This window comes from Varibaculum sp. GTC20041 (assembly GCF_055387755.1).
In genome coordinates, this window is record NZ_AP041144.1 from 60,385 (window position 1) to 81,528 (window position 21,144).

At 54.5% G+C, this 21,144-nt stretch carries 22 protein-coding genes; 16 read left to right on the forward strand and 6 right to left on the reverse strand.

The window, feature by feature from the left end:
- The first annotated feature begins 19 nt into the window (after nt 1–19).
- From ACZ5BI_RS00245 to ACZ5BI_RS00255, 3 genes are read left to right on the forward strand one after another with little or no spacing between them, the layout of a single operon-like run.
- Entirely contained in the window at nt 20–349 is a 330-nt protein-coding gene (locus ACZ5BI_RS00245; protein ID WP_024060005.1) for a WhiB family transcriptional regulator, read from the forward strand.
- A 27-nt stretch (nt 350–376) separates the two neighbouring features.
- Entirely contained in the window at nt 377–538 is a 162-nt protein-coding gene (locus ACZ5BI_RS00250; RefSeq protein ID WP_022864469.1) for a DUF4177 domain-containing protein, read from the forward strand.
- A 1-nt stretch (nt 539) separates the two neighbouring features.
- The gene (locus tag ACZ5BI_RS00255) at nt 540–1,010 is read left to right on the forward strand and encodes a RidA family protein (protein ID WP_464896349.1); all 471 of its coding nucleotides are present in this window, start codon (nt 540–542) and stop codon (nt 1,008–1,010) included.
- Nucleotides 1,011–1,020: 10 nt separating this feature from the next.
- Here ACZ5BI_RS00255 and ACZ5BI_RS00260 read toward each other — a convergent pair whose 3' ends face one another.
- Entirely contained in the window at nt 1,021–1,371 is a 351-nt protein-coding gene (locus ACZ5BI_RS00260) for a hypothetical protein (protein ID WP_278605367.1), read from the reverse strand.
- A complete protein-coding gene (locus tag ACZ5BI_RS00265; RefSeq protein WP_464896350.1) occupies nt 1,372–2,865 on the reverse strand; it encodes an MFS transporter in 1,494 nt (497 codons plus the stop codon).
- A 92-nt stretch (nt 2,866–2,957) separates the two neighbouring features.
- Between ACZ5BI_RS00265 and ACZ5BI_RS00270 the strand changes: the two genes are divergently transcribed.
- The 4 genes from ACZ5BI_RS00270 to ACZ5BI_RS00285 all read left to right on the forward strand — a co-directional run bounded on the left by ACZ5BI_RS00270 (nt 2,958) and on the right by ACZ5BI_RS00285 (nt 4,807).
- On the forward strand, nt 2,958–3,329 hold the full coding sequence (locus tag ACZ5BI_RS00270; protein ID WP_464896351.1) for a sterol carrier family protein: 372 nt from the start codon (nt 2,958–2,960) through the stop codon (nt 3,327–3,329).
- A gap of 140 nt (nt 3,330–3,469) precedes the next feature.
- Entirely contained in the window at nt 3,470–4,144 is a 675-nt protein-coding gene (locus ACZ5BI_RS00275) for a phage holin family protein (RefSeq protein ID WP_464896352.1), read from the forward strand.
- A gap of 1 nt (nt 4,145) precedes the next feature.
- Complete coding sequence (locus ACZ5BI_RS00280) at nt 4,146–4,427, forward strand: DUF3618 domain-containing protein (protein ID WP_464896353.1); 282 nt, start codon at nt 4,146–4,148, stop codon at nt 4,425–4,427.
- A gap of 179 nt (nt 4,428–4,606) precedes the next feature.
- Nucleotides 4,607–4,807, forward strand: a complete 201-nt coding sequence (locus tag ACZ5BI_RS00285; protein ID WP_238127980.1) for a DUF3073 domain-containing protein — start codon at nt 4,607–4,609, stop codon at nt 4,805–4,807.
- A 79-nt stretch (nt 4,808–4,886) separates the two neighbouring features.
- Here ACZ5BI_RS00285 and ACZ5BI_RS00290 read toward each other — a convergent pair whose 3' ends face one another.
- Together ACZ5BI_RS00290 and ACZ5BI_RS00295 are read right to left on the reverse strand one after the other, a co-directional pair.
- Nucleotides 4,887–7,442, reverse strand: coding sequence for an ABC transporter permease (locus ACZ5BI_RS00290; protein WP_464896354.1), 2,556 nt, complete (start codon nt 7,440–7,442; stop codon nt 4,887–4,889).
- The gene (locus tag ACZ5BI_RS00295; protein WP_464896355.1) at nt 7,439–9,376 is read right to left on the reverse strand and encodes an ABC transporter ATP-binding protein; all 1,938 of its coding nucleotides are present in this window, start codon (nt 9,374–9,376) and stop codon (nt 7,439–7,441) included. The genes ACZ5BI_RS00290 and ACZ5BI_RS00295 overlap by 4 nt, the downstream gene beginning before the upstream one ends.
- A 117-nt stretch (nt 9,377–9,493) precedes the next feature.
- On the opposite strand from ACZ5BI_RS00295, the gene ACZ5BI_RS00300 reads away from it, so the two are divergent.
- Both ACZ5BI_RS00300 and ACZ5BI_RS00305 read left to right on the forward strand, forming a co-directional pair.
- A complete protein-coding gene (locus ACZ5BI_RS00300; RefSeq protein WP_316086891.1) occupies nt 9,494–9,754 on the forward strand; it encodes a hypothetical protein in 261 nt (86 codons plus the stop codon).
- Nucleotides 9,755–9,756: 2 nt separating this feature from the next.
- A complete protein-coding gene (locus ACZ5BI_RS00305) occupies nt 9,757–11,115 on the forward strand; it encodes an alpha/beta hydrolase family protein (RefSeq protein WP_464896356.1) in 1,359 nt (452 codons plus the stop codon).
- Nucleotides 11,116–11,120: 5 nt separating this feature from the next.
- On the opposite strand, the gene ACZ5BI_RS00310 is transcribed toward ACZ5BI_RS00305, so the two are convergent.
- A complete protein-coding gene (locus ACZ5BI_RS00310) occupies nt 11,121–12,557 on the reverse strand; it encodes a YwiC-like family protein (RefSeq protein ID WP_316098286.1) in 1,437 nt (478 codons plus the stop codon).
- Nucleotides 12,558–12,838: 281 nt separating this feature from the next.
- On the opposite strand from ACZ5BI_RS00310, the gene ACZ5BI_RS00315 reads away from it, so the two are divergent.
- From ACZ5BI_RS00315 to ACZ5BI_RS00330, 4 genes are read left to right on the forward strand one after another with little or no spacing between them, the layout of a single operon-like run.
- The gene (locus tag ACZ5BI_RS00315) at nt 12,839–13,414 is read left to right on the forward strand and encodes a 2-oxoacid:acceptor oxidoreductase family protein (RefSeq protein ID WP_288291395.1); all 576 of its coding nucleotides are present in this window, start codon (nt 12,839–12,841) and stop codon (nt 13,412–13,414) included.
- 1 nt (nt 13,415) lies between these two features.
- Nucleotides 13,416–14,681 (forward strand): pyruvate ferredoxin oxidoreductase, encoded by a 1,266-nt coding sequence (gene porA, locus ACZ5BI_RS00320; protein ID WP_316086471.1) that lies wholly within the window; start codon nt 13,416–13,418, stop codon nt 14,679–14,681.
- A 10-nt stretch (nt 14,682–14,691) separates the two neighbouring features.
- Complete coding sequence (locus tag ACZ5BI_RS00325) at nt 14,692–15,954, forward strand: thiamine pyrophosphate-dependent enzyme (protein ID WP_024060020.1); 1,263 nt, start codon at nt 14,692–14,694, stop codon at nt 15,952–15,954.
- Nucleotides 15,955–17,613: an NAD(P)-binding protein gene (locus tag ACZ5BI_RS00330; RefSeq protein WP_238127985.1), complete on the forward strand. Its 1,659-nt coding sequence runs from the start codon at nt 15,955–15,957 to the stop codon at nt 17,611–17,613.
- Here ACZ5BI_RS00330 and ACZ5BI_RS00335 read toward each other — a convergent pair.
- Nucleotides 17,610–18,590 carry a hypothetical protein gene (locus ACZ5BI_RS00335; protein ID WP_464896357.1) on the reverse strand — a complete coding sequence of 327 codons (981 nt, stop codon included), beginning with the start codon at nt 18,588–18,590 and terminating at the stop codon, nt 17,610–17,612. The two genes, ACZ5BI_RS00330 and ACZ5BI_RS00335, sit on opposite strands and share 4 nt — an antisense overlap.
- Nucleotides 18,591–18,641: 51 nt before the next feature.
- Here ACZ5BI_RS00335 and ACZ5BI_RS00340 point away from each other — a divergent pair, with 51 nt between their 5' ends.
- The 3 genes from ACZ5BI_RS00340 to dtd are packed head-to-tail and all read left to right on the forward strand — an operon-like array spanning nt 18,642 to nt 20,983.
- The gene (locus ACZ5BI_RS00340; RefSeq protein WP_316692999.1) at nt 18,642–19,421 is read left to right on the forward strand and encodes a heme-binding beta-barrel domain-containing protein; all 780 of its coding nucleotides are present in this window, start codon (nt 18,642–18,644) and stop codon (nt 19,419–19,421) included.
- Nucleotides 19,422–19,423: 2 nt separating this feature from the next.
- Entirely contained in the window at nt 19,424–20,539 is a 1,116-nt protein-coding gene (gene ygfZ, locus ACZ5BI_RS00345) for a CAF17-like 4Fe-4S cluster assembly/insertion protein YgfZ (RefSeq protein WP_464896358.1), read from the forward strand.
- 9 nt (nt 20,540–20,548) lie between these two features.
- Nucleotides 20,549–20,983, forward strand: a complete 435-nt coding sequence (gene dtd / locus ACZ5BI_RS00350) for a D-aminoacyl-tRNA deacylase (RefSeq protein WP_316692997.1) — start codon at nt 20,549–20,551, stop codon at nt 20,981–20,983.
- Nucleotides 20,984–21,144: the final 161 nt, after the last annotated feature.

The following is a 21,144-nucleotide window of genomic DNA, read 5'->3' on the forward strand; positions in this document are numbered from 1 at the left end:
AGAGCTCAAGGAGTGAATAATGAGTTTTAGCCAGGATGAGACATGGGCTGCACGGGCTCTGTGTGCTGGTCAGGAACCGGATGCTCTATTTGTACAAGGAGCGGCGCAACGACAAGTTCGCACTCGCTGTTTCGCGTGTCCAGTACGTCTTGAATGCCTAGCCGATGCCTTACAATCAGAAGCTAACTACGGGGTGTGGGGCGGCCTCACTGAAAGGGAGCGCCGCGCGATGCTGCGTCACTACGAGGACGTAACCGACTGGTGGCAATGGCTGAACGAGTCTCATGACGAACTGGCTGCCGAGCTCCGCCAACCAACCACCCCCAATGTTTTAGCGCGGGTGCGTTAAGCGCCTGGCTGCCATTAGACTTGACCTATGACTAAATGGGAATATGCGACGATTCCGTTACTGTCGCACAATACGAAAGCGATTCTTGATAACTGGGGAGAAGACGGCTGGGAACTGGTTAGTGTAATTGCCGGCCCCAATGGTTGGGAAAACCCAGTCGCCTATCTAAAACGTCCTCGCGGTGAATAAAATGTCGAACGTTTCTCACCGTTTAACCGAGGCTGGAATGCTTTTGCCCCCGGTAGCGACTCCGGTGGCGGCCTATACCCCCGCAATTGCCCTTGCGGGCGAGGGCGGATTACTGGTGCGCACCTCCGGGCAGATTCCGGTAGTGGACGGAGAACTGGTGGCAACTGGCTTGGTGGGGGCAGAAGTTAGTCCTCAAGATGCTTATCGGGCAGCTCAGGTTTGCGCCCTTAATGCCCTGGCAGCTGGCGCGGAGGTTGCCGGTGGGGTAGACCAGCTAGAACGGGTACTTAAAGTGACCGTTTTTGTCGCCTCGGCTCCCACTTTTACCGGTCAGGCGAGTGTAGCCAACGGTGCCTCCGATACTTTCGGGAAGCTTTTTGACCAACCCCATATTCGCTCCGCAGTTGGGGTGGCCGCCCTGCCGTTAGGAGCTCCTTGCGAGGTAGAGGTAGAGTTTCTGGCTCGTTCTTAGAAGCTAGGTTTTAGCTAGCTTTCTTGGCGTGTACGGTGGCGACCCGGCGCGCCGACCAGTAAACGATACCGGTAAAGATCACGGTACCTAAGCTGCAAATAAGCTGCACAGACAGCTTATGTTCTCCGGTGAGGGCAGCGATAGCAAACCCGTTAATCACGCACAGTACCGCGGTAGCCCCCAGTAGGGGAGCTGCCGCCCGGTGAGCCTGGATCCAGGCATTATCGCTGGCGATGGTGGCGGCATTCACGATCCCCCAGCGGGAGGCGCGGGGCAGGTGGCGACGATGAAATAAAATCAGTCCCACCCCCAGGTAGGCTGCGAGCAGGAGGTAGCAGATGCCAATTACCAAAGCCATCATTTATTCATTCTCTTTCTTTGGCGAATTCACTTCAAACTTTAACGGATTTTCCCGGCGTTTCAGGGCATCAGTCAGTGCAAATAGGAAAGCGATGATGATGAAAGCTACTACCGCGGACATTCCGTAGCTAAATGCCTCGGTGTAGGCGGCTCGAGCAGGCTCACTGCCGGCAGGGGCAGTGATGGTACCTAGCCGCAGGTAAAAAGCTAAAGTAGCGCCGGCCAACCCAATAGCTCCTCCTACCCGTTGGGCAGTTTGGGAAATTCCCCCGGCCGCACCAGCTCTGCCCGGTGGTATCGAAAGCAGCGAGAGTGCTTGCGCGGGAGAAAAGAAAATTCCCGATCCTAAACCTGAACAGAACATGGAAACTATTAACAGATAGGGGATGCTCCCGGGGGAAGCAATCCGGGTTATTAGCACGGTAACACTCAACGAGACGATAACGAGGGCGCAGGCGATGACTAAAATCCCGCGACCCCACTTTAGGGTCAGGCGGGAAGACCTAGCGGAAGCAATCGCGGAGCCTAGCGCTAAGGGGATCTGTAAAAGTCCAGCTACCAGGGGGCTGATTCCTAATCCTTGTTGCAGGTAGAGGGTGTAAATAATAAATAGTGCTGTCCAGCCTGCGCAAAATACAGTCAGTACTATCGTACCCACCATATAGGAAGGATCTAGGAGCAGAGAGCGGGGCATGATTACCGGGATCTGGCGTCTTTCGCGGAAGTCCTCCAGTGCCCAAAATCCTAGGAAACCTAGGGCTCCACCCGGCAGCAACAGCCAGCGCCAATTTCCAAGTCCTCCACCAGGCATAGTGGCATCAATAAAGGGATACATTACCGCCAAAAAGGCTGCCGCCAGCAAGAAGATTCCCGGCAAATCAAGGCGAGTGTCGCTAGCTGTGCGGGCGGGGTCAGGGGCAATAGTGCGGTAGGTGACAAAAATAATTACTAGGCAGATGGGGATATTGATTAAGAACGCGGCTCGCCACCCGAGATCGGTACCTAGCAGCGCGATTAGTACTCCTCCCATCGTGGGGCCGATGGCGGTGGCAATCCCGATAATCATTCCGAAGGATCCGTAGGCGCGGGTGCGTTCTTCCCCATGAAAAAGGATCTGGATCAGCCCTAATACTTGGGGACTGATGATGGCGGCACCGATTCCGGCCAGTAGACGCATCAAAATTAGAATTAGCGGGGTGGTAGCTAGACCTGCGCCTAAAGAAGAAAGGGCGAACACTGCTACCCCGATTACAAATAGGCGGCGGTGCCCCCACGTGTCTCCCATTCTGCCTGCCGGAATTAGGGCAATCCCAAAAATCAGGGTGTAGCCCGCCATTATCCATTGCACATCGCTACTGGTTAGTCCCAGTGCTTTGGTCATGGAGGGGATGGATACATTGAGCATCGACACTGCCAGCAAGGTCAAGGCTGCCGCCGAAAGCAAGGTGTAAAGCGCGCGGTAGCGTTGGCGCCGGTCTGGCTGAGGATTATGCATCGGTTATAGCCTAAGGGGTGGCGGGTTAAAAGCGTTAGTAAAGCCAGTCAGGGTGCAGCAAGTGCCGCGAGTTAGTAACTTAGGAGGCCGATTTGGGGCGAAAAATATCTGCGGAGGATGGGCAGACGGCTTTAGCGGTCTGGAGCAGGGGAAATGCCAGCCGGGCAGACACTGGCACCGCAGTTCGTTACAGCTTGCAAGTGTTAGCTCAGCGTCATCCGGGGCAGGCGGTAGAAGTGAGGGTGCCGCCTTTTGGGGCAGTGCAGATTGGCGCGGGAACCGTGCATCGGCGTGGAACCCCGCCAGCGGTGGTGGAAATGAATACGGATACTTGGCTCGCCCTCGCCACCGGCATCTTGAACTGGGAAAACGCCGTGAACGCCCAGAAGATTACCGCCACGGGCGTGGGCTCAGATTTAACCGCCTATTTGCCGGTGTTTTCCTCGCCGCTCCCTCGCAGCTAGGGGAGAGTGTAGCTAGTGGCGGATCGCGGTAGCCCGATTCGCTAAGGGGGAAACTGTGGGAAACTATAGAAACTGCCTATAGCTTAGAATATGGTTACTACAAGGAACAGCTCTCAGCTATGGATAGGAGCGATTTGAAAATGTCAGATTCACAGCGGCAGGTACCGCCTACTCCCGGCTATCATTCGGCACCTGGAACTCCGCCGGAACATCGGGCGACTCCGGGAGTTCCGGCAACTCCCGGTTACCACTCGCCGCAAAATGGAGGAGCGCCTCAGGGATCTACTGCTCCCCAGGCAGCAGCTGGTGGTGCTGCAAATACGGGTAGCAAAACTGCTCCGCGCTATGTATCTCCGCAGCTAGCGGGGCGGGAAAATGCCAGCGATAAAGCAAGTGCCAGCAAACCGGCAGCTGTGGCTGCGGAAAAAACAGGATCTGCCCGTCCTAATTTGGGAAATCTGGTTTCGAAACTATCTGACCAGGTGCAGGCACTGGTAAAGGGTGAGATTGAACTGGCTAAGGTTAAGGCCGCAAATATGGCTAAGCGTTCCGGGCTGGGAATTGCGCTCCTGGTAGTAGCTGGGGTGCTCGCCCTCTATATGTTGGGGTTCCTGTTTGGGGCAGCGGCAGAGGCTCTGGCGCTGGTAGTGCCGGTATGGGCGGCGAAACTGATTGTTGCCGGTATCCTCTTGGTGTTGCTGCTGATTTTAGCGCTGGTAGGCAAGGCTTCTTTACAAAAAGGAATGTCTGAAAAACCAGACCCTCAAGAAGGTATAAAAGAAGGTATCGCAGCAGTAAAGAAAGGCTTGGAATAAGATGACAGCACGTAGCGAAAGTCAGATTAAGGCAGATCTCGAGGCTGTCCGGGCAGACTTAAGTGGCACCGTAGAGGAACTTTCCGATTATTTTTCACCGAAAGCTAATGTAGAGCGAGCAAAATCCGATGCCCGAAAGAAGGCGCGTGCCTTAGCGGATAAAGCTCAAGATACCGTGCAGCAGGCCAGTACCGGCAAACCAGAGGCGCTGGGAAAGGTGGCATTAGCTGCTGGGGGAGCCTTGGCTTTAGGAGCGCTGCTGGTGCGCCGGATACTAAAGTAACTCCAAAGCCCAGCTATTTACACAGTAAGACTATTGCCATTCCCACCTGGTGTCATTAACCTCACCTGGCGGCTCAAATGGTCATGGCGCCCGTAATGGGGTATCTTTTTATACAGAACATTTTAGAAGTTTTAGGGTGCGTCCGGCGTATCCGTGATTATTGTGGAGGGGGTCACGCCATGGGGCGCGGCCGTCAAAAGGCTAAACAGACAAAAGTAGCGCGTAAGTTAAAGTACTACAGTCCCGAGACGGACTACGAAGCGTTGCAGCGGGAGCTGCAGGCTAAACAACGTGATCAAGCCGAAGATGATAACGGCGATGATTACGAGGATTGGCGTAAGCATATTCCGTCCGCGACTGATGACGATTGGTTTAACTAACCCGGCGGCGTTTCTGGGTAGCGGTATATCTAAAGGCATTAAGCGGCGTTAGGCAGCAGCTTCCGTCGCCTCTTCAGGTTTAATCCCCGGAGGAGACCGCCTCCAGGATTGGCATCCTGCGGGCGCGGCGCGCCGGCATTAGCGCCGCCAAAGTTCCTACCAGCACCGCCAATAGACAAATCAACCCGAGCGAAGCCCAGGGCACCTCAATAATGCTGATCCCGCGGTCGGATAGATAGCGACACACAAACGTTGCCAGCGCGGTTCCGCCACCTATCCCCAGGAGGGTACCTGCCAGCGTAATCAGCACCGACTCGACGGTAATCATCAGGGATAGCCCCAGGGAAGAAAGCCCCACGGTGCGGATTAGCCCTAGTTCTCTAAAACGCTGCTGCACCGAAAGCGATAGCGTGTTCATAATTCCTAAAGCTGCGATTATCAGGGATAATGCTAGTAGTGCGTACAGGACTGACAAAACCTGATCTACGGTAGCTGCCACTCTATCTGCTGCTTCCTGATGCGTTTGCACCACCATAAAGGGGTTGTTTGAAACTACTTTTTGCACCTCGCGTTGTACTTTATTCAGGTCAGCCCCGTCCTCAAGTTCGATGGAGGCGCTGGTGGTAATGTCGGCCGCTTCGGGACCTAGTTTGGTGGCCAGGGAGCGGGGCACCATTACATCCAGGAATATTAATTCGGTGTCGATAGTGGCGGCGATAGTAACTATTTCTTGCCCGTGAATCCCGCTGATCTCGATCTTGTCCCCGGGGGCGAGCCCTCTAGATTTAGCCCAGGCGCGTGAAACAATTGCTCTAGGAGTTGCAGGTGACTGCGAGAAATAGTCTGCGGTTGCACCGCTAATGGGGGTTACCTTAATGTAGCGGTCAAACTGCGGATAGGTCACTTGCATCATGGTTTGCTCAGGTTTTTTCCCCGGAACTGTAATCCGAAAAAGCCCGATTCCAGTCATCAGGTCTACCTGTTTTACCCCAGATACTCGGGCGGCTTTGTCCAAAAGACTGGGAGAAAGCGAAACCACTGTTGGCTCCGTGCTCACCACCAAATCGGTGTTTATCTTTTGATCTATTACCGATTGGGTAGAGGCCTTGGTAGAGGCAGCCAAAGTCGCTCCCACGGCTACCAGAGCAACCCCGATCATCAGGGCGGCGGCAGTATTGGCCGTTTGCCTCAAGTTGGCAGTTAAGGTGCGCATCGCCAAGCGGGCATGAGGACGCAGCCACCAAATCAGTCCGGCTAAGACCCTAATGATTGCTGCGGATAAAGGAGTAACCAAAATCAGCATGGCCAGCAAGAATAGGGTGGCACCAATGCCGAGCCACAGGCCGTTTTTCCCGCTATCAGAGGATGCCCACGCAAGTAGTCCCCCTGCGAGCGCCAGCACCAGCGTCCCAATTATGGCTCGTGGCCATACCGGCTTTTGGGTTTGCGTATTTTGCCGCATTGCCTCGACCGGAGGCGTAAGTGCCGCCGCGCGGGCAGGCCAAAGGGAACCGATGACCGTCACCAAAATGCCCACGGTTAAAGCCAGGAGGGTAATTGACCAGGACCAGCTAATTTGTAAAGCTTCGAATCCGGCTTTTGCTAAGCCCCAGGAAACCAGGCGGGTGAGTAGATATCCGGCTCCCACCCCGATCGCGGAGCCGAGGATACCAACTAGTAAGCCTTGTAGCGTCACAATCGAGAACACTTGTCCTCCGCTAGCCCCGATTGCCCGCAACATCGCGAATTGTGATTGCTCGGCACGCACCATCATTTGGAAAGTGTTGGTAATAATAAACGTCCCCACAAATAGGGCGATTGCTGCGAATACCAGTAAAAATACATTGACAAAATCGAGAGAGCTATTTGCTGCCGTATTTATCTCATCGTTGTATTCGGCCTGGCTCATTACTTCCGCAGTATCTGAAAACTCGTTATTGAGTAAGGCGCGCAGCTTTTGGGAGGACACTCCTTTTTCAGCGGTGATACCGATAGCGGTGGTGGCTAACGGCGGAGGTTTTTGGGTTAGAGGCACGAAGCCATCGGCATCCACAAAAACATAGTTGGTGAAAGCTACCGGGTTGGGGAATCGATAAATCCCGCTGACCGTAGCGGTTTTACCTTCGCTAGAAACGTATATTTTTAGTTTTTTTCCAGTGGTTATACCTAAGCGTTTAGCCGCGGATTCTTCAAGGGCGATTTGTTGTTCACCGCGAGGAGCTTGCCCTTTGATCAAGCGGGGTTGGGTTGAGTGTCCCGGATATAGAACCTGCAAAATGGATACTTGTCCCGCTTGTCCCAGGCGTTTATTATCCTGGTCGGCCAGCATGCACACATCCACTAAATAAGGATCAGCATACTTGACTCCTGCTACCTTTTCGGCTTCTTTAACATTTGTTAGGGCTAAGCTATCCCGCACGGGAGTCTGCCCTGCAACTTTTTCACCCTGCATTTTTCCTACCAGGTAATACTGGTAAGTGTTGGTAGAGGCGATCAAAGAATCATAAGAATCGGCAAGGGTGGCGCGGAGCGCAAAAATTCCTGATAAGAAAGCCACCCCGAGCACCACTGCCAGTAGCGACATTTGGAAACGTCGCAGGTGGGCGCGCAGGTTGCGCCAAGCTATCCTAATCATGCTTTATCCTGAGGGGTTTCAAAGGAATCGATCGCATCTTGCGAGGAATCAAGCAGTGCTTCCGCCTTCTTAATCATGGCGAGCAAACGCTGTTTTTCCTGATTTAAAGTGTCTTCCGGGGTGCGTGGTACCGATTTACTCGGTTTGGCCTCAATTGGCGGCATTTGATTCCCCGCAGTTTTCTTGGTTCCTGCCTTGCTTGCGGATACTTCCGGCTGGGCAGCGCCACCTGTCTGTTTGCTAGGGGTCTTTTTCGTGGCTGCCAAAGCTTCATTTGCCCGGGAATCGTGTATAGCTGTAGGCTCAGGATTTTCAGTGCGGGTAGTTTTCCTGGAGGCGGGAACATCTGCTGCGTCCTCCCAAAATCCGCTAGTTTCTGCTACCGGATTGGAAAATACTGAATAAAGTCCCGACCAGCGCTGGTTATCAGTTTTTTGGTCAGTCTTTCTAGACGCGCTAGTAGCAATCTTGTTTGCTTTAAAGCCACCGGGTGTGGAGGCAAGCGGTTTTGCCGAGGTATGGGGGCTGGGCGAGCGCGCAGGCTCCGGCTTAGGCACGTTTTTTGAGGACAACTGTGGACTCGGTTTTTCTTCTTTAGTAGCTCTCGATCCCGGTTTGGGAGTCCATCCCTGCCAAGTAGTGCCGCGTTCATCCCGAGTTTCCCGCACGCTGCCACTTAGGCGGGTAACGGGCATTTTGGAGGCGGCGGGCTCGGCCTGTTTACTGGCGCTTCCAGGCGAGGCTACTTCCACCGGCGGGTTGCTTTTCTTTTCTGGCGGCGCCGCTTCCCGCTTCTTAGCCAATGCTCGCCGCGCGCCCTCTCGGGTACGCAATTCCGCGGGTACTACCGGTTTTCCAGCTCCCATCAGGGCGTGCAATGCCCCCGCATCTATGCCCCCAACTTTATTTGGGGCGGCGGAGCGAGGCGGTAGCTCAACTTGAGCGCCTCGAGCTAGCTGTAAGTTTGCCAGGCGCGCCTGCATTTTTTCATGATCTGGCCAGGCACCTGTTTTGGTTCCAGCCGGCAAGAATGCGGCAGATTTCTGGGTATCCTTTAAGGATCCGCTGGCAGCATTCTCGGTATTAGGTAGGGAGTGCGTGGCCATAAAAGCAGGTAGTTCGGTTTGAGCCGCCAGTATCCTTTCGCGTTCCGGATTATCAAGTTCGGCCACAATCTTGCCATCGGATAAAAACAGGACGCGATCAGCATAGGCGGCCGCCGCGGCCTCGTGGGTCACCATCACTACTGATTGCCCAAAATCATTAACTGCTTTACGCAGGTAACGCAGCACTTGCTCCGAGGATTCAGAATCTAGATTTCCCGTGGGTTCGTCCGCAAAAAGCACCACCGCATCTTGGAGGAGAGCTCTAGCGCAAGCCACTCGCTGCTGTTGCCCGCCCGAAAGCTCCGAGGGACGATGATTTAGGCGATCTTGTAACCCCAATGCCGCGACTACCTGTTCGAAGCGTTCTGCGGGAAATTTTCGACGTGAGATTTCGAAAGGCAAAACCATGTTTTCTTTCGCGCTCAGCGTGGGGATTAAGTTAAATGCCTGAAAAATAAAGCCGATATGATCACGGCGCAGTCGAGTGAGCCGGCGCTGGTTCATCCCTACGATCTCGGTGTCGTCGATTTTAATAGAGCCGGAAGTAGCGGATTCAAACCCGGCTAAGCAGTGCATAAATGTCGATTTACCAGACCCGGACGGGCCCATAATCGCGGTGAAGTGGCGGCGAGCAATCCCGATGGAAATACTATCCAGAGCACGTACCTTGCCCGCTCCTGACTCATAATCTTTGGTCAGGTGGTTGACCACAATCACCGGGTCTTCAACTTTAGAAGGCAGTTTAAGACCGGATTTCAGGCGGCTGTCTTGGGAGTTCACCATGTGTTTTATGTTATCCCATACCTCTAGGAGTGTCGTTAGTGCCACTCGCATCAATATTGCACAGCCGGGATTACGATCTAGTTTTCCTAATTTGTTTATTTGTAAACAGCTCCGCGAATTATTGCCCCGCTAGATTCGCAAATAGCTAAGGAAGGAGAGGATATGGCAAGCGAGGTGGCGATTGCTGCCGCTATTAGCGAGGATATGCGGCAAGCGGCGCTGGTGGCGCACAGCGCTTCAGGACAAGTGGCTGGGATGGATTTGCGTGAACAGTGGACATCAGATGCAGCTACCGCTGCGCAAGGAACTTTGCGGCGTCACGAGCAGCACCTGATTGCGCTATCTAGAGCCGCCGTGGCGGCGGATAGCTTAGCCCAGGAAGCAATCTCGGCGCTGCTAGCCCTACAGCAGGCGGGAAAATAACTATGCCCACCGATGATAATTCCCTACCGATTAGCGTAGTTGGCGGTCACCAGCTGGGGATTAACACCGCTGTTATTCGTGCTAACGCGGCCAATTTAAACAGTGTTTTAGAAAAGGTTTTACAGGTCAGACGGATTGCCAATCAAGCAGTAAACTCTGCTGCCATCTTGCCGCGGATATCGGTAACGCAGCGACTGATTTCAGCGTTGCAGATGCTCGCGGAATCAGCGATAGATTTATCTCTCCAGATCGGATTGCTACAAAATAACTTGCTGCTGGCAGCAGCCAGATACGAAAACTGCGAGGCACGTTCGCGACAGATAGTTTCTTCGTTGGATGTGCTTTCCGGTTCAATAGACTTCGGTAGTCTTGCGGGACTTTTGTTATGGAGCAAACCTGATGATTCCATAGGTGATTCTGCGCTGTGGGTTTCACAAAACGACCGGCACCGCGATAATTCTTTGCTCGCAGCCCTAAATGAGCAGGGTGAAAACGGCAAAGGTTTCATCGTCCAGTTATTGTCTGCCCGGCTCGCCCAGCAGATTGCGGCATTTCAAGGACCGGGTTCGCTGTGGGTAGCCCCGAAAATCGATGGTAAATCTCAAAAAGTTACCGCTCCCTTAAACATTTCTGGACTGGTCAGCGAATTTAATCAAGCAAAAGCGTTTCCCGATCATGGCGAGTTGCGGGTAGTTAAATATCGTACCGGTAATCGGGTTGCTTGGCGGGTAGATATCCGTGGCACCCAGGTATGGACGGTTACGGGGGCAAATCCGCAAGATATGCGCACTAATTTGCAAACAAATGCATCGGGTCGGGCAGGAAACTCCGATATGACCAATGCGGTTACTAGAGCCTTAGATCAGGCCGGGTATCGCCGCGGGCAACCGGTAGAACTGATAGGTCACTCGCAAGGCGGGGCGGTGGCAGCACAACTAGGTGCAAATCCCGCTTTGGCAAAAAAATACAATATAAAAAGCGTGGTAACGCTGGGTTCTAATACCGGCAATTTTCGTCCGGCGTCAGGAGTCCATATGGTATCACTAGAAAATTCTGCCGATATTGTGCCCCGGCTTGACGGACGGACAAATCCCAATGTTCCCAACCTGACTACGGTGCGGACCTATAAGAACTACCACAGTGTGGGAGGAAATCACGCTAAAGAACTATATGGCCAGGTAGCGAAAGCGTGGGAAGACTCCGGCGATGGAGACTATGCGCGTTTTATTGAAACTCGTAACCACAACTTGGGGATTAATAGGACTACCAAAGCCACGGCGCAATCATTTGTGGTGAAACGGATGGAAGCTCCGCGTCCTGCAAATCCTAGAACCATTAAAAGGCTAATCTCTCCCTTTTAATGGGGTTACACCAGTAAAGTAATAATGATCAGCATCGCCACCGCTATCTCCGCGAACCCTATCCGCGATACCGTAAGCGCCTGCGGATATTTCTTTTGCAATAGCGGCACCGCAATTGAGCGCGCCAGCAGCAGCGTCCAAACCAACAGATGCCACCAGGTAACCCAACCTAGAATGAAAAATGCCAGAATCACCGCAGTTAGTACTGCATGAGCCCCTATCGAAAAGAACCAGAAAGGCTGTGAATTTCGCCGGCGAACCAAAGACCGCACATAGGGAACAGTTGACCAGTAGTAAGAGGTAATGACCCAAGCTACTACCAGCATCCAGCCCCAACCTTGCAGATTCCCGGTAGGAGATACGACCCAGTCAACATTACTGGTAGCAGTATGTTCCAACCAGGGAATGGCAGCGAAAGATCGCGAAAACTGGGTGCCGATATCGTAGGAAACTAGGCTCATGACTCCAGTCGCCAAAATGGTACTGGTGCGCGCCAATAAAGATCGTTCCCGATGGAGAATCGATTCGACCACTGCGATTACGATTAGCGGGAAAAATACTAGGGTCCACTCCAGCAGCGGGGGTGCTACCAGCAGGCTGATAACTCCTAAAACTAAAGTTATAGCACCATAGATTTGTAATGGTTTGAAGTAACGATCTTTACGGTGGGATCGCAACCACAGTCCCCCCGCATTAAAGGCGAAATATCCGCAAAGCCACAGCGTAAATACCAGCCAATGAACTGGACGAAGCGAAGACTCTATCACTCCAATCCAGTAGGGCAGTAGCGCCATCGCATAGGCACCCTCTTGAGTTGGCACCCAACCGTTGCGTGCCCATCTGCCCCAGCGGTTAGATTTTTTACCAAGCTGTTGGATGATATGGAGATCATCGTCGCGTTTAAGTGGCTTATTAATCTGCGAAAAATCGTTTTTCACTACCCGCCGAAAGCGGGAGGTGTGAGCCTTCACTCCCGGTAGCTGCAGTTTTTCCGAGGGCGAAGACAGCTTTTCGCCCTTCCGGGAGTCTTCTGCAGATTTTGCCAGCTGGTCGCTAGGCGCGGGATTGTCAGCGTTAGACTCTCCCAGCAAGGGGGCATGAATCTTTTGCAGGTTACCGGTGTTGGGAACGGCAGTTACCCCGCCGGTGGTATTAGCGGAAACACCGCCCTCGGCACTGAAGCCCTGGGGTTTTCTAACCAGCAGAGAACGCCGGATCGGGGGCTCGGAGTTGGTGTCACGAGGAGTATCGCCCTGGCCGCCATCACTATTCAAGGGAGTAGGATCCTCGCCCGCTAAAGGTTTTGAAGAGGCGATCGTATGAGAGGAAGGCTGCGGAATTGTGCTGCGTACCGGCCTCGCCCTTGAGGGCGTCCTGTCCGGTTTGACCTCGTCTTCGCCCGCTATATCTTCGGGCTGAACGGCTTCATACGCATTTTGCACATGGGCAACCGTACTATGAACACATGAGATTGTGCTTAATAGATGCTCACGAAGCGGTAGCATTTTGGTCTCGGTTAGATATAAAAGTGCCGATAAGAACGGCTAATAACACTTCGGTCACATTTTTTCTGGCGGGATAAATATGCGCTCAGGTATTTAAGATACATTCGCGTCAGGGAATCCCTTATGAGGTAGAAAACCTTATAAACTTAAATTCCCTGGTAATGGCAATTTAATATTTGGATGCCTCTTAGCTGGGACCGCAGTCCTAAGGTAAAAGTATGACTGAAGTTCGAATTCATGGCAGAGGTGGCCAAGGCGTCGTAACTGCTGCTGATCTGATTGCCTATGCGGCATTCACCGATGGGCATCATGCGCAGGCGTTCCCTTCTTTCGGTTCGGAGCGTACCGGTGCGCCGGTAGTTTCTTATTGCCGGATTGCAGATAAAGAAATCCGTACCCGCGAACCCGTTCAGGAACCCGATTTGGTGGTGGTGCAAGATGCTACCTTACTGGCGATTATGGACGTGTTTTCGGGTCTGAAACCAGACGGGTTCGCGCTGGTAAACTCAGCCAAGTCGGCTGCTGAACTGGGGATAGAGGAAGTTATTGCCGCCCACCCGCAAGGACATGTGGTGATGATCCCGGCTACCGAGATCGCTAAGAAGCATCTGGGTCGCCCCCTACCGAACGCAGTGATGCTGGGGGGAGCAGCCGCCCTGACTGGGTTAGTGCGCCTGTCCAGTGTTACCCAGGCGATTCAAAACCGTTTCCACGGCAAAGTCGGTGAAGGCAATGTGGCTGCCGCGGTCGCCGCCTACGAAATGGTCAGTTCAATGAAAGCAGAGGCCAAGTAACGTGCTAAAACAGATTGAAGGTTCGCAAGCTATTGCGCAATCGGTTGCCGCCTGCAGCCCGGAAGTTGTCAGTGCTTACCCGATTAGCCCCCAAACCCACATAGTGGAGGCGCTATCTGCCCTGGTTAAAGCAGGCAAAATGGGTAGCGCGGAATATATTAACGTAGAATCCGAGTTCGCAGCCATGTCGGCCTGCATTGGGGCTTCGGCAGTGGGGGCGCGTACCTATACCGCTACCGCCTCCCAGGGGCTTCTCTATATGGTAGAGGCAGTTTATAACGCTGCCGGGCTAGGGTTGCCCATCGTAATGACGGTGGCTAACCGGGCGATCGGCGGGCCGATCAACATTTGGAATGACCACTCCGACACCATGAGTCAACGCGAATCCGGGTGGCTACAATTGTTCGCTGAGAACAACCAGGAAGCCTCGGATCTGCATGTACAAGCGTTCAGGATTGCCGAAGAACTTTCGGTTCCAGTAATGGTTTGTATGGATGGCTTCATTTTGACCCACGCGGTGGAACAGGTAGATGTTCCGGAAAAAGAGCAGGTAGAAAAGTTCCTGCCTCCCTATACTCCCCGGGTCGTCCTCGACCCTGCCGATCCGATCACTATTGGCGCGATGGTAGGTCCGGAAGCCTTTACCGAAGTAAAGTACCTCCAACACGTAAAACAGCTGCAAGCGTTAGAGCTCATCCCCAAAGTACAAGCAGAATTCAAGAACATTTTCGGGCGCGATTCCGGCGGGCTGGTTCGTCCCTACCGGATCGAGGACGCCGAAACCGTTATCGTGGCGATGGGTTCGGTGCTGGGCACCATTAAAGACGTGGTTGATCAGCGCCGCGAAGCGGGCGAAAAAATCGGGGTGCTCGGGATTTGCTCCTTCCGACCCTTCCCCTTTGAACAGGTAGCCAAGTATTTGGGGGGTGCAAAACGCTTCGTATGTATCGAGAAGGCCTTCTCCTTAGGTATTGGGGGAATCGTAGCTTCTCATTGTCGCTCTGCTCTTTCGCGATCCGGCAAATCAGTTCGTGACTATGAAGTGATCGCCGGTTTGGGCGGGCGCAATATCACCGAGCATTCCCTGGAGCAGGTGCTGGATCAGGTAGCCGCCGATCAGCTAGAACACCTCACCTTCTTGGATCTGGATCAAGAACTGGTTGAGGCGGAGCTGGAACGGGAAAAAGCCACCCGGCGTTCTGGTCCGATCAGTGAAAACATTCAACGTCACGCCACTCAGCGTGCCAATGCGGCGCGCGGAATTTAGGAGGCAGGCTATGTCAGCAACTATGAGTGTTCCGCTTCCGGCACCGCAGTTTCGCGAAAGCGTAGAAACTGCGATTCCGGCACGCGAAAATGTAAAGTTTTACCAGGTAGGCTCCTATGCGGTGGGTAACCGGCTCGCGGAATTAGATTATCGTTCCGTCCAGTCTGACCCGAACCGGATCAACTCGCTAACTTCCGGTCACCGCGCTTGTCAGGGCTGCGGGGAAGCTTTGGGGGCGCGTTACGCCCTCGACACCGCGATGGATGCCGCCGATCGAGATTTGGTGGCGGTTAATGCCACTGGCTGTCTGGAGGTTTTTTCTACTCCTTACCCCGAAACTGCTTGGACGATTCCTTGGGTGCACTCCCTATTCGGCAATGCTCCCGCAGTAGCTTCGGGGGCGGCGGCGGCGCTTCGTGCCAAAGGCAAGAAAACCCGGGTGGTTGCCCAGGGTGGTGATGGCGGCACTGTAGATATCGGGATGGGCTGCCTGTCGGGGATGTTCGAACGTAACGATGACGTCCTCTATATCTGCTATGACAATGGCGCCTATATGAATACCGGGGTGCAGCGAAGCGGGGCGACTCCCCCCGCTGCCCGTACGGCTACCACCCAGCCGGTAGGGGAAAAACCCGGAAACGTGTTTGGCCAGGGTAAAGATGTACCGCGAATCGCCATGGCGCACGAGGTTCCTTATGTAGCTACTGCCACGGTCGCGGATTTGCGCGATTTGGAATACAAGGTACGTAAGGCCATGCAGTTCCACGGTTCTCGCTATATTCACGTTCTGGTGCCGTGCCCGCTGGGTTGGGGTTCTGCTTCTAACCTGACGATTCGCCTGGCACGCCTGGCCACCCAATGCGGACTTTTCCCGGTTTACGAGGCCGAGCATGGCGAGATTACTTCGGTAACTAAGCTGCGCCGCCCGGTGCCGGTCACCGAATATATGCGTCCGCAACGCCGCTTCGCCCACGTATTTAAGAAAGGGCAAGAAGAGGTCTTAGAGCGGATGCAGCAAATCGCGGATCGTAATATCCGCCGCTACGGCCTCATCGATCCGGAACAATTGGACGAGGACGTACTGGAGCGGATTCTGGCGGCGGGTGAAGACCCCGAGGGGCGCTTTACCCAGCGCATTATTGAAGAGGCTTCGAAAGCTAAACGTACCCAAAGCGACGCTTTTTCTGCGGATGACCGCCCGGATTCTGGGGAAACTTCTGCTTCCGCGATGCGTCATATTGCCGGCAACTCGGCTTCAAAGGGGGATAACTAAATGAGTCAAACTGCTCTGCCCACTCCGGAGATTCGCAGTGAAGATACCGCTCCTTGGGCGGTGACTTTGAATGTGGGGTCGTCGCTGGCGAATGAAACTGGTTCCTGGCGTACCGAACGTCCGGTTTATGTATCCATGCTGCCCCCTTGTAATAAGGCTTGCCCCGCTGGTGAAAACGTCCAGGCTTGGCTTTACCACGCCGAGGAGGGCGACTACGAGGCCGCTTGGCGGGAAATCATGGTAAACAATCCGTTACCTGCTACTATGGGGCGGGTTTGCTACCATCCTTGCCAAACTGCCTGTAACCGCGGGCAAATGGACGAGGCCGTAGGCATTAACGCGATTGAGCGTTTCCTGGGCGATAAGGCCATTGCAGAGGGCTGGAATGTAACTATAGATGCGGCTCCCACCGGTAAACACGTACTGGTAGTGGGAGCCGGGCCTTCCGGGCTGTCTGCTGCCTATCACCTGCGCCGTCTCGGCCATGAAGTTACCGTAAAAGAGGCAGGTCCCATGGCGGGCGGGATGATGCGTTTTGGGATCCCTAAGTATCGTCTGCCCCGCGAGGTGCTCGATGCCGAGATTAAACGGATCGAAGACCTGGGCGTACGTTTCGAGTTCAATGCCAAAGTCGAAAATGTTGACGATGTGGCCGATGACTTCGATGCCGTATTTTTGGCGGTCGGTGCCCATATTGGGCGTCACGCCGATATTCCTGCTGGTGGCTCTGCGAAAGTTATGGACGCGGTTCAGCTGCTTGCCGATATGGAGGGCGAGGACAAGCCGATGCTAGGGCGGCGGGTTGTTATCTATGGCGGGGGTAATACCGCGATTGATGCTGCCCGTACCGCGAAGCGTCTGGGCGCAGAGGAAGCGGTGATCGTGTATCGCCGTAACCGTGACCGGATGCCTGCCCACGATTCTGAGGTTACAGAAGCCGAAGAAGAGGGGATTATGATGCGGTGGCTGTCCACCATCAAACATATTGATGGCGGCAAGCTTACGGTAGAGAAAATGGAGCTGGACGAGAACGGCTTCCCCCAACCTACCGGTGAGTTTGAAGAACTCGGCGCCGATTCGGTGGTAATGGCGCTAGGTCAGGAATCTGATTTGGGTCTGGTGGAGCGCGCCCGCGATATTGAAATCGAAAAGGGAGTCGTCCAGGTTAACTCGCAGATGATGACCGGGCGTCACGGCGTGTTTGCCGGCGGGGACATGGTTCCTTCCGAGCGTACAGTTACGGTGGCGATTGGTCACGGCAAGAAAGCTGCTCGCTATATTGACGCTTTCCTGCACGGCACCGAGTACCACAAGCCCCCGATCACCGGGGATGCCACTTATGATCGGCTTACTAACTGGTATTACGCGGATGCTCCGCACCGGGTGCGCGCCAAGATTGAATCTGCCCGGCGCTCCTCGACCTTTGACGAGGTTGTGCAAGGCTTAGATCAAGAGTCTGCCCTATTTGAGGCGCGGCGCTGCATGTCTTGTGGTAACTGTTTCGGTTGCGATAACTGTTTCGGGGTTTGTCCTGATAACGCCATCAAGAAGATTAAGCCGGGCGAGTACGAGTTCAAGTATGACTACTGTAAGGGCTGCGGGATTTGCGCTGAAGAGTGTCCTTGTGGCTCCATCTTGATGATTCCAGAGGAAAACTAGCCGGTGATTAGGCGCGCTAAAGAGTAGATCGGAACCGCAATAAACAAAGTGGGTAGCAGGGCGAGGGTAAGTTGCCGCCAGCGGTAGTTTTTGCCTGCCGGCACCATAAATAACGCGTTGATACAGGCGACTAACAGCCCAGATAGGAATCCTAAACCCACCGTCATGATCCAGATCGCCAAGGCAGGATTGCGGTAGGCAAAGGGGATCGCTAGGGCTAAATCGGAGTATTGGTAGAGCACAAAATACGTCAGCAAACCCGAGGCGAGGATCCCGGCTACAGAGCAATATAGCCAGCGGAGACTGGCATATTTGGTGGGGAGTGCCAAGGTTAGGCATGCTAGTCCCATGGCTGGCAGTGCTGCCATCGCCAGCAGGTTCATCGTGGGGTAGGCGATAGCCAGTCCCCAGGCCGATCCGGCTGCTACCAGCGCGCATCCAGCGATAGTGCTAGCTAGTGACCAGGTAGTTAAAGGGCGATGTTTTCCCCGGGTCATTTCGGCGATAAAAGCTGCCAGTACACACCAGGAAAGTACCAGCGGAACCCAGGTGAGATTATTGGTTAAGAATGCGGCCAGCAGGCAGCCGATTCCGGCGATTACCACCACTAAGCCGGTTCGCCCCGGGCTGGGAGCCTGGGAGAGGCTACCCCAAGTTAGGGAGACGGCGATAGTTACAACGGCGGCAGTAAGTACCGCCAAATAGGGGTTCCAATAAAGGAAAAACAGCATCGCTAGGGGAGGCAGGGCAGCAAGTAGTGCTACCCACCAGCTGCGAGCAGCTATGGGAGAAACCGGTTTCGGGGTAGGTTTTGTAACCGCATTTGCCAAGCCAGGCGCGTTTTTCTGGGTGTTTTTGCCGACAGGGGCAGGGGAGTCTGCTGGCGCAGACGGGTTCGCGCCGCTCGGGGTTGCCTGCGGTGTGGTTGCCGAATCTTCCATATTTCCGATTCTCTCCCGGTTTTGCTCTTCGCCCAATTGCGTCACTTTTATAGCTTGTGTCTTACTTACTCTACTAGGCTGTAGCTCATGATGGATTTACCTTTAGGCTTAGCGAAAGAATTAATCCCCCTGGCGTGGCTACTGGGATCTTGGCGAGGGTGGGGAACCGCGCGTTTGCCTAAAGAAACGGATGCTGAAAACGCAGAGCGTGAAGAATGCTTTATTTGGCAAGAAACTACTTTTCGCGCCACCGGAACGAGTCTGCAGCAAGCCACTCTCACCTGGTTGGCAGAACCGGTCGCCGAAAAACCGGATATGCAAGCTGACGCCGCGACCGGCCTCTCGCAGTTGCGCCGTGGTGCTTTGCTTTGGCGGGAGGATACCTCTTGGAGAGTAACTGCCGCCGCTCCGGCCGATAGTGAGCAAGAGGCGCGCTCGCGTTGTCGCCTGACTTCTGCTGGCGGCCCCTACACCGCCGAGGTTTCCTGGGAGGCGGTATCGATGGGGCCGCGGATTATGGTTTCTTCCCGGCGCGCACCTGCTCCCTTCGAGCAGCTTTCGCGAATGATGGGATTGGTTTCTTCGGAACTGTTCTGGGCGCAAGATTCGGTGCTTCCCGGTAAAGATGCCGAATCTGATTTTTCGGCGCGCCTATTGCGTCTGCCCGCCGGAGAGGAGACTTTGAGCGCCCCCGGGGTGACGTCTTTGCCCGCCGGGGAAGATCCGCGCGAAGAGCTAGATAAAGAGGACGCCGCGGAGGTAGCGGAGGCCAAAGCGGCGAACGATACCGGGCAGACCGCAAACGGGCAGGAAGCTGCTGATCCGCACGAGGATACTCCAGGTATTAACCGGGCAGAAGGAGCCTAATAGTGACTTTTGTAGACAACCAAGTGGCTTTGCGGTGCGGATACGGGATCGCGGAAACCGGGCTGCAGGTCATCACCGTGTCTGGCTCGGACGCTCCCTCCTGGCTAACCACCCTATCTTCGCAAGTGCTAACCGGTATGGCTGCGGGGGAGAGCCGGGAAATGCTGTTCCTGGATGCCAATGGCCGGGTCAAATTCGCGGCTGGAATCGTTTGGACCGGCGAGGTTGCTTGGCTGTTTACTGCGGATGCGCTGGCTTTGGCGCAGTTTTTAGAATCTATGAAATTTATGTCGCGGGTGGAGGTTGCCGTACGCGCGGAGCTTACGGTTTGGGGTTTTTTCACTCCCAGCCTAGCCGAGGAAGTGCTGGCACATTTTGGGCCGATTTGGACAGACCCATGGCCAGGAATAACTGCTGGTGGCACCGCTTATTCTCCCCGTTCTCAGGCTCATCCGGGGCAGGATTACCCGGCGCGCCTGGGGGTAGTTCCGGTGGAAAAGACTGCCGCAGTTCGCGCCCAGTTACTTTCCGAGTGGGAGCAGCTTTCTTGGCCACGAGAAACTGAGGACGGATACAGCCTGGCTGCTCCGGTTTTTGCTGCCGCGGCCGATTGGCGGGCTTTACGGATAGCGGCTTGGCGTCCCTACGGCACCGACATTGACCCGCGCACTTTGCCCCATGAACTGGATTGGCTGCGCACCGCGGTACACCTTAATAAGGGATGCTACTGCGGACAGGAAACAGTAGCGCGCATCGTTAACCTGGGTCACCCTCCGCGACGAGCGGTGTTTTTGCATCTGGATGGCAGTTCCTCTTTGCTGCCACCTCCGGGAGCGAAACTCTATGCTGGGAGCCGCAAAGTCGGTACGGTGCAGGCGAGTGCCAATCATTTTGAGGACGGGCCGATTGCTTTGGGGTTAGTGAAACGGACTGCTCCCACCGGGCAACTGACTGTCTGCTGGAAAGAGGGAGAGGAAGAGCAATCTTTGGCCGCGGCGGTGACTGTGATTACCGATCCTGCCGGGGTTTCCTGGCAGGGACAGTCCCGCATTGATCGGAAAGCCTTTGCTGACGCCTCCCCGCGTTCGGGTTCCGGATCGTTAAATATCGCAGGCTAGGAGGGTCTTATGCGTACCTTAATTCAAAGGGCACTTTCCGCGGAGGTGACGGTTGAGGGTAAAACCGTCGGGAGGCTGGATCGGCCAGGCCTGGTGGCTTTCGTGGGGATAACTCCCGGTGACGGCCAAGAGCAGATTGATTGGACGGTGCGCCGCCTACTTAATCAACAGATTTTTGAGGACGGCTCTTCAGTGCTGGAGTCGGGGGCACCCCTGCTGGTGGTTTCCCAGTTCACCCTGTATGGTTCGGTGCGCAAGGGACGCCGCCCTTCCTGGACTTATGCGGCTAAGGGCGAGGTGGCACATCCTATTTTTGACAAACTAGTTGCGGATTTGCGCGCTGGTGGCGCGGAGGTTGAAACCGGAGTCTTCGGCGCGATGATGCAGGTGTCTTTAGTTAATGATGGGCCTTATACTTTGTGGCTGGCCAAGGAACCTCAGTAACGCGTCAGCTAACGCTTTTTCCTGGCGGTTACTAAGTATTGCTGCCTTCGGTTTAGGCTGGTCACTAAAGTTAGTCTCATAATTAAGGAATACCCAGTTCGGAAATCATAAAACCGCTTAATGGATTTTTAATGTTAATTCGTAATTGATACAGGCCTTTT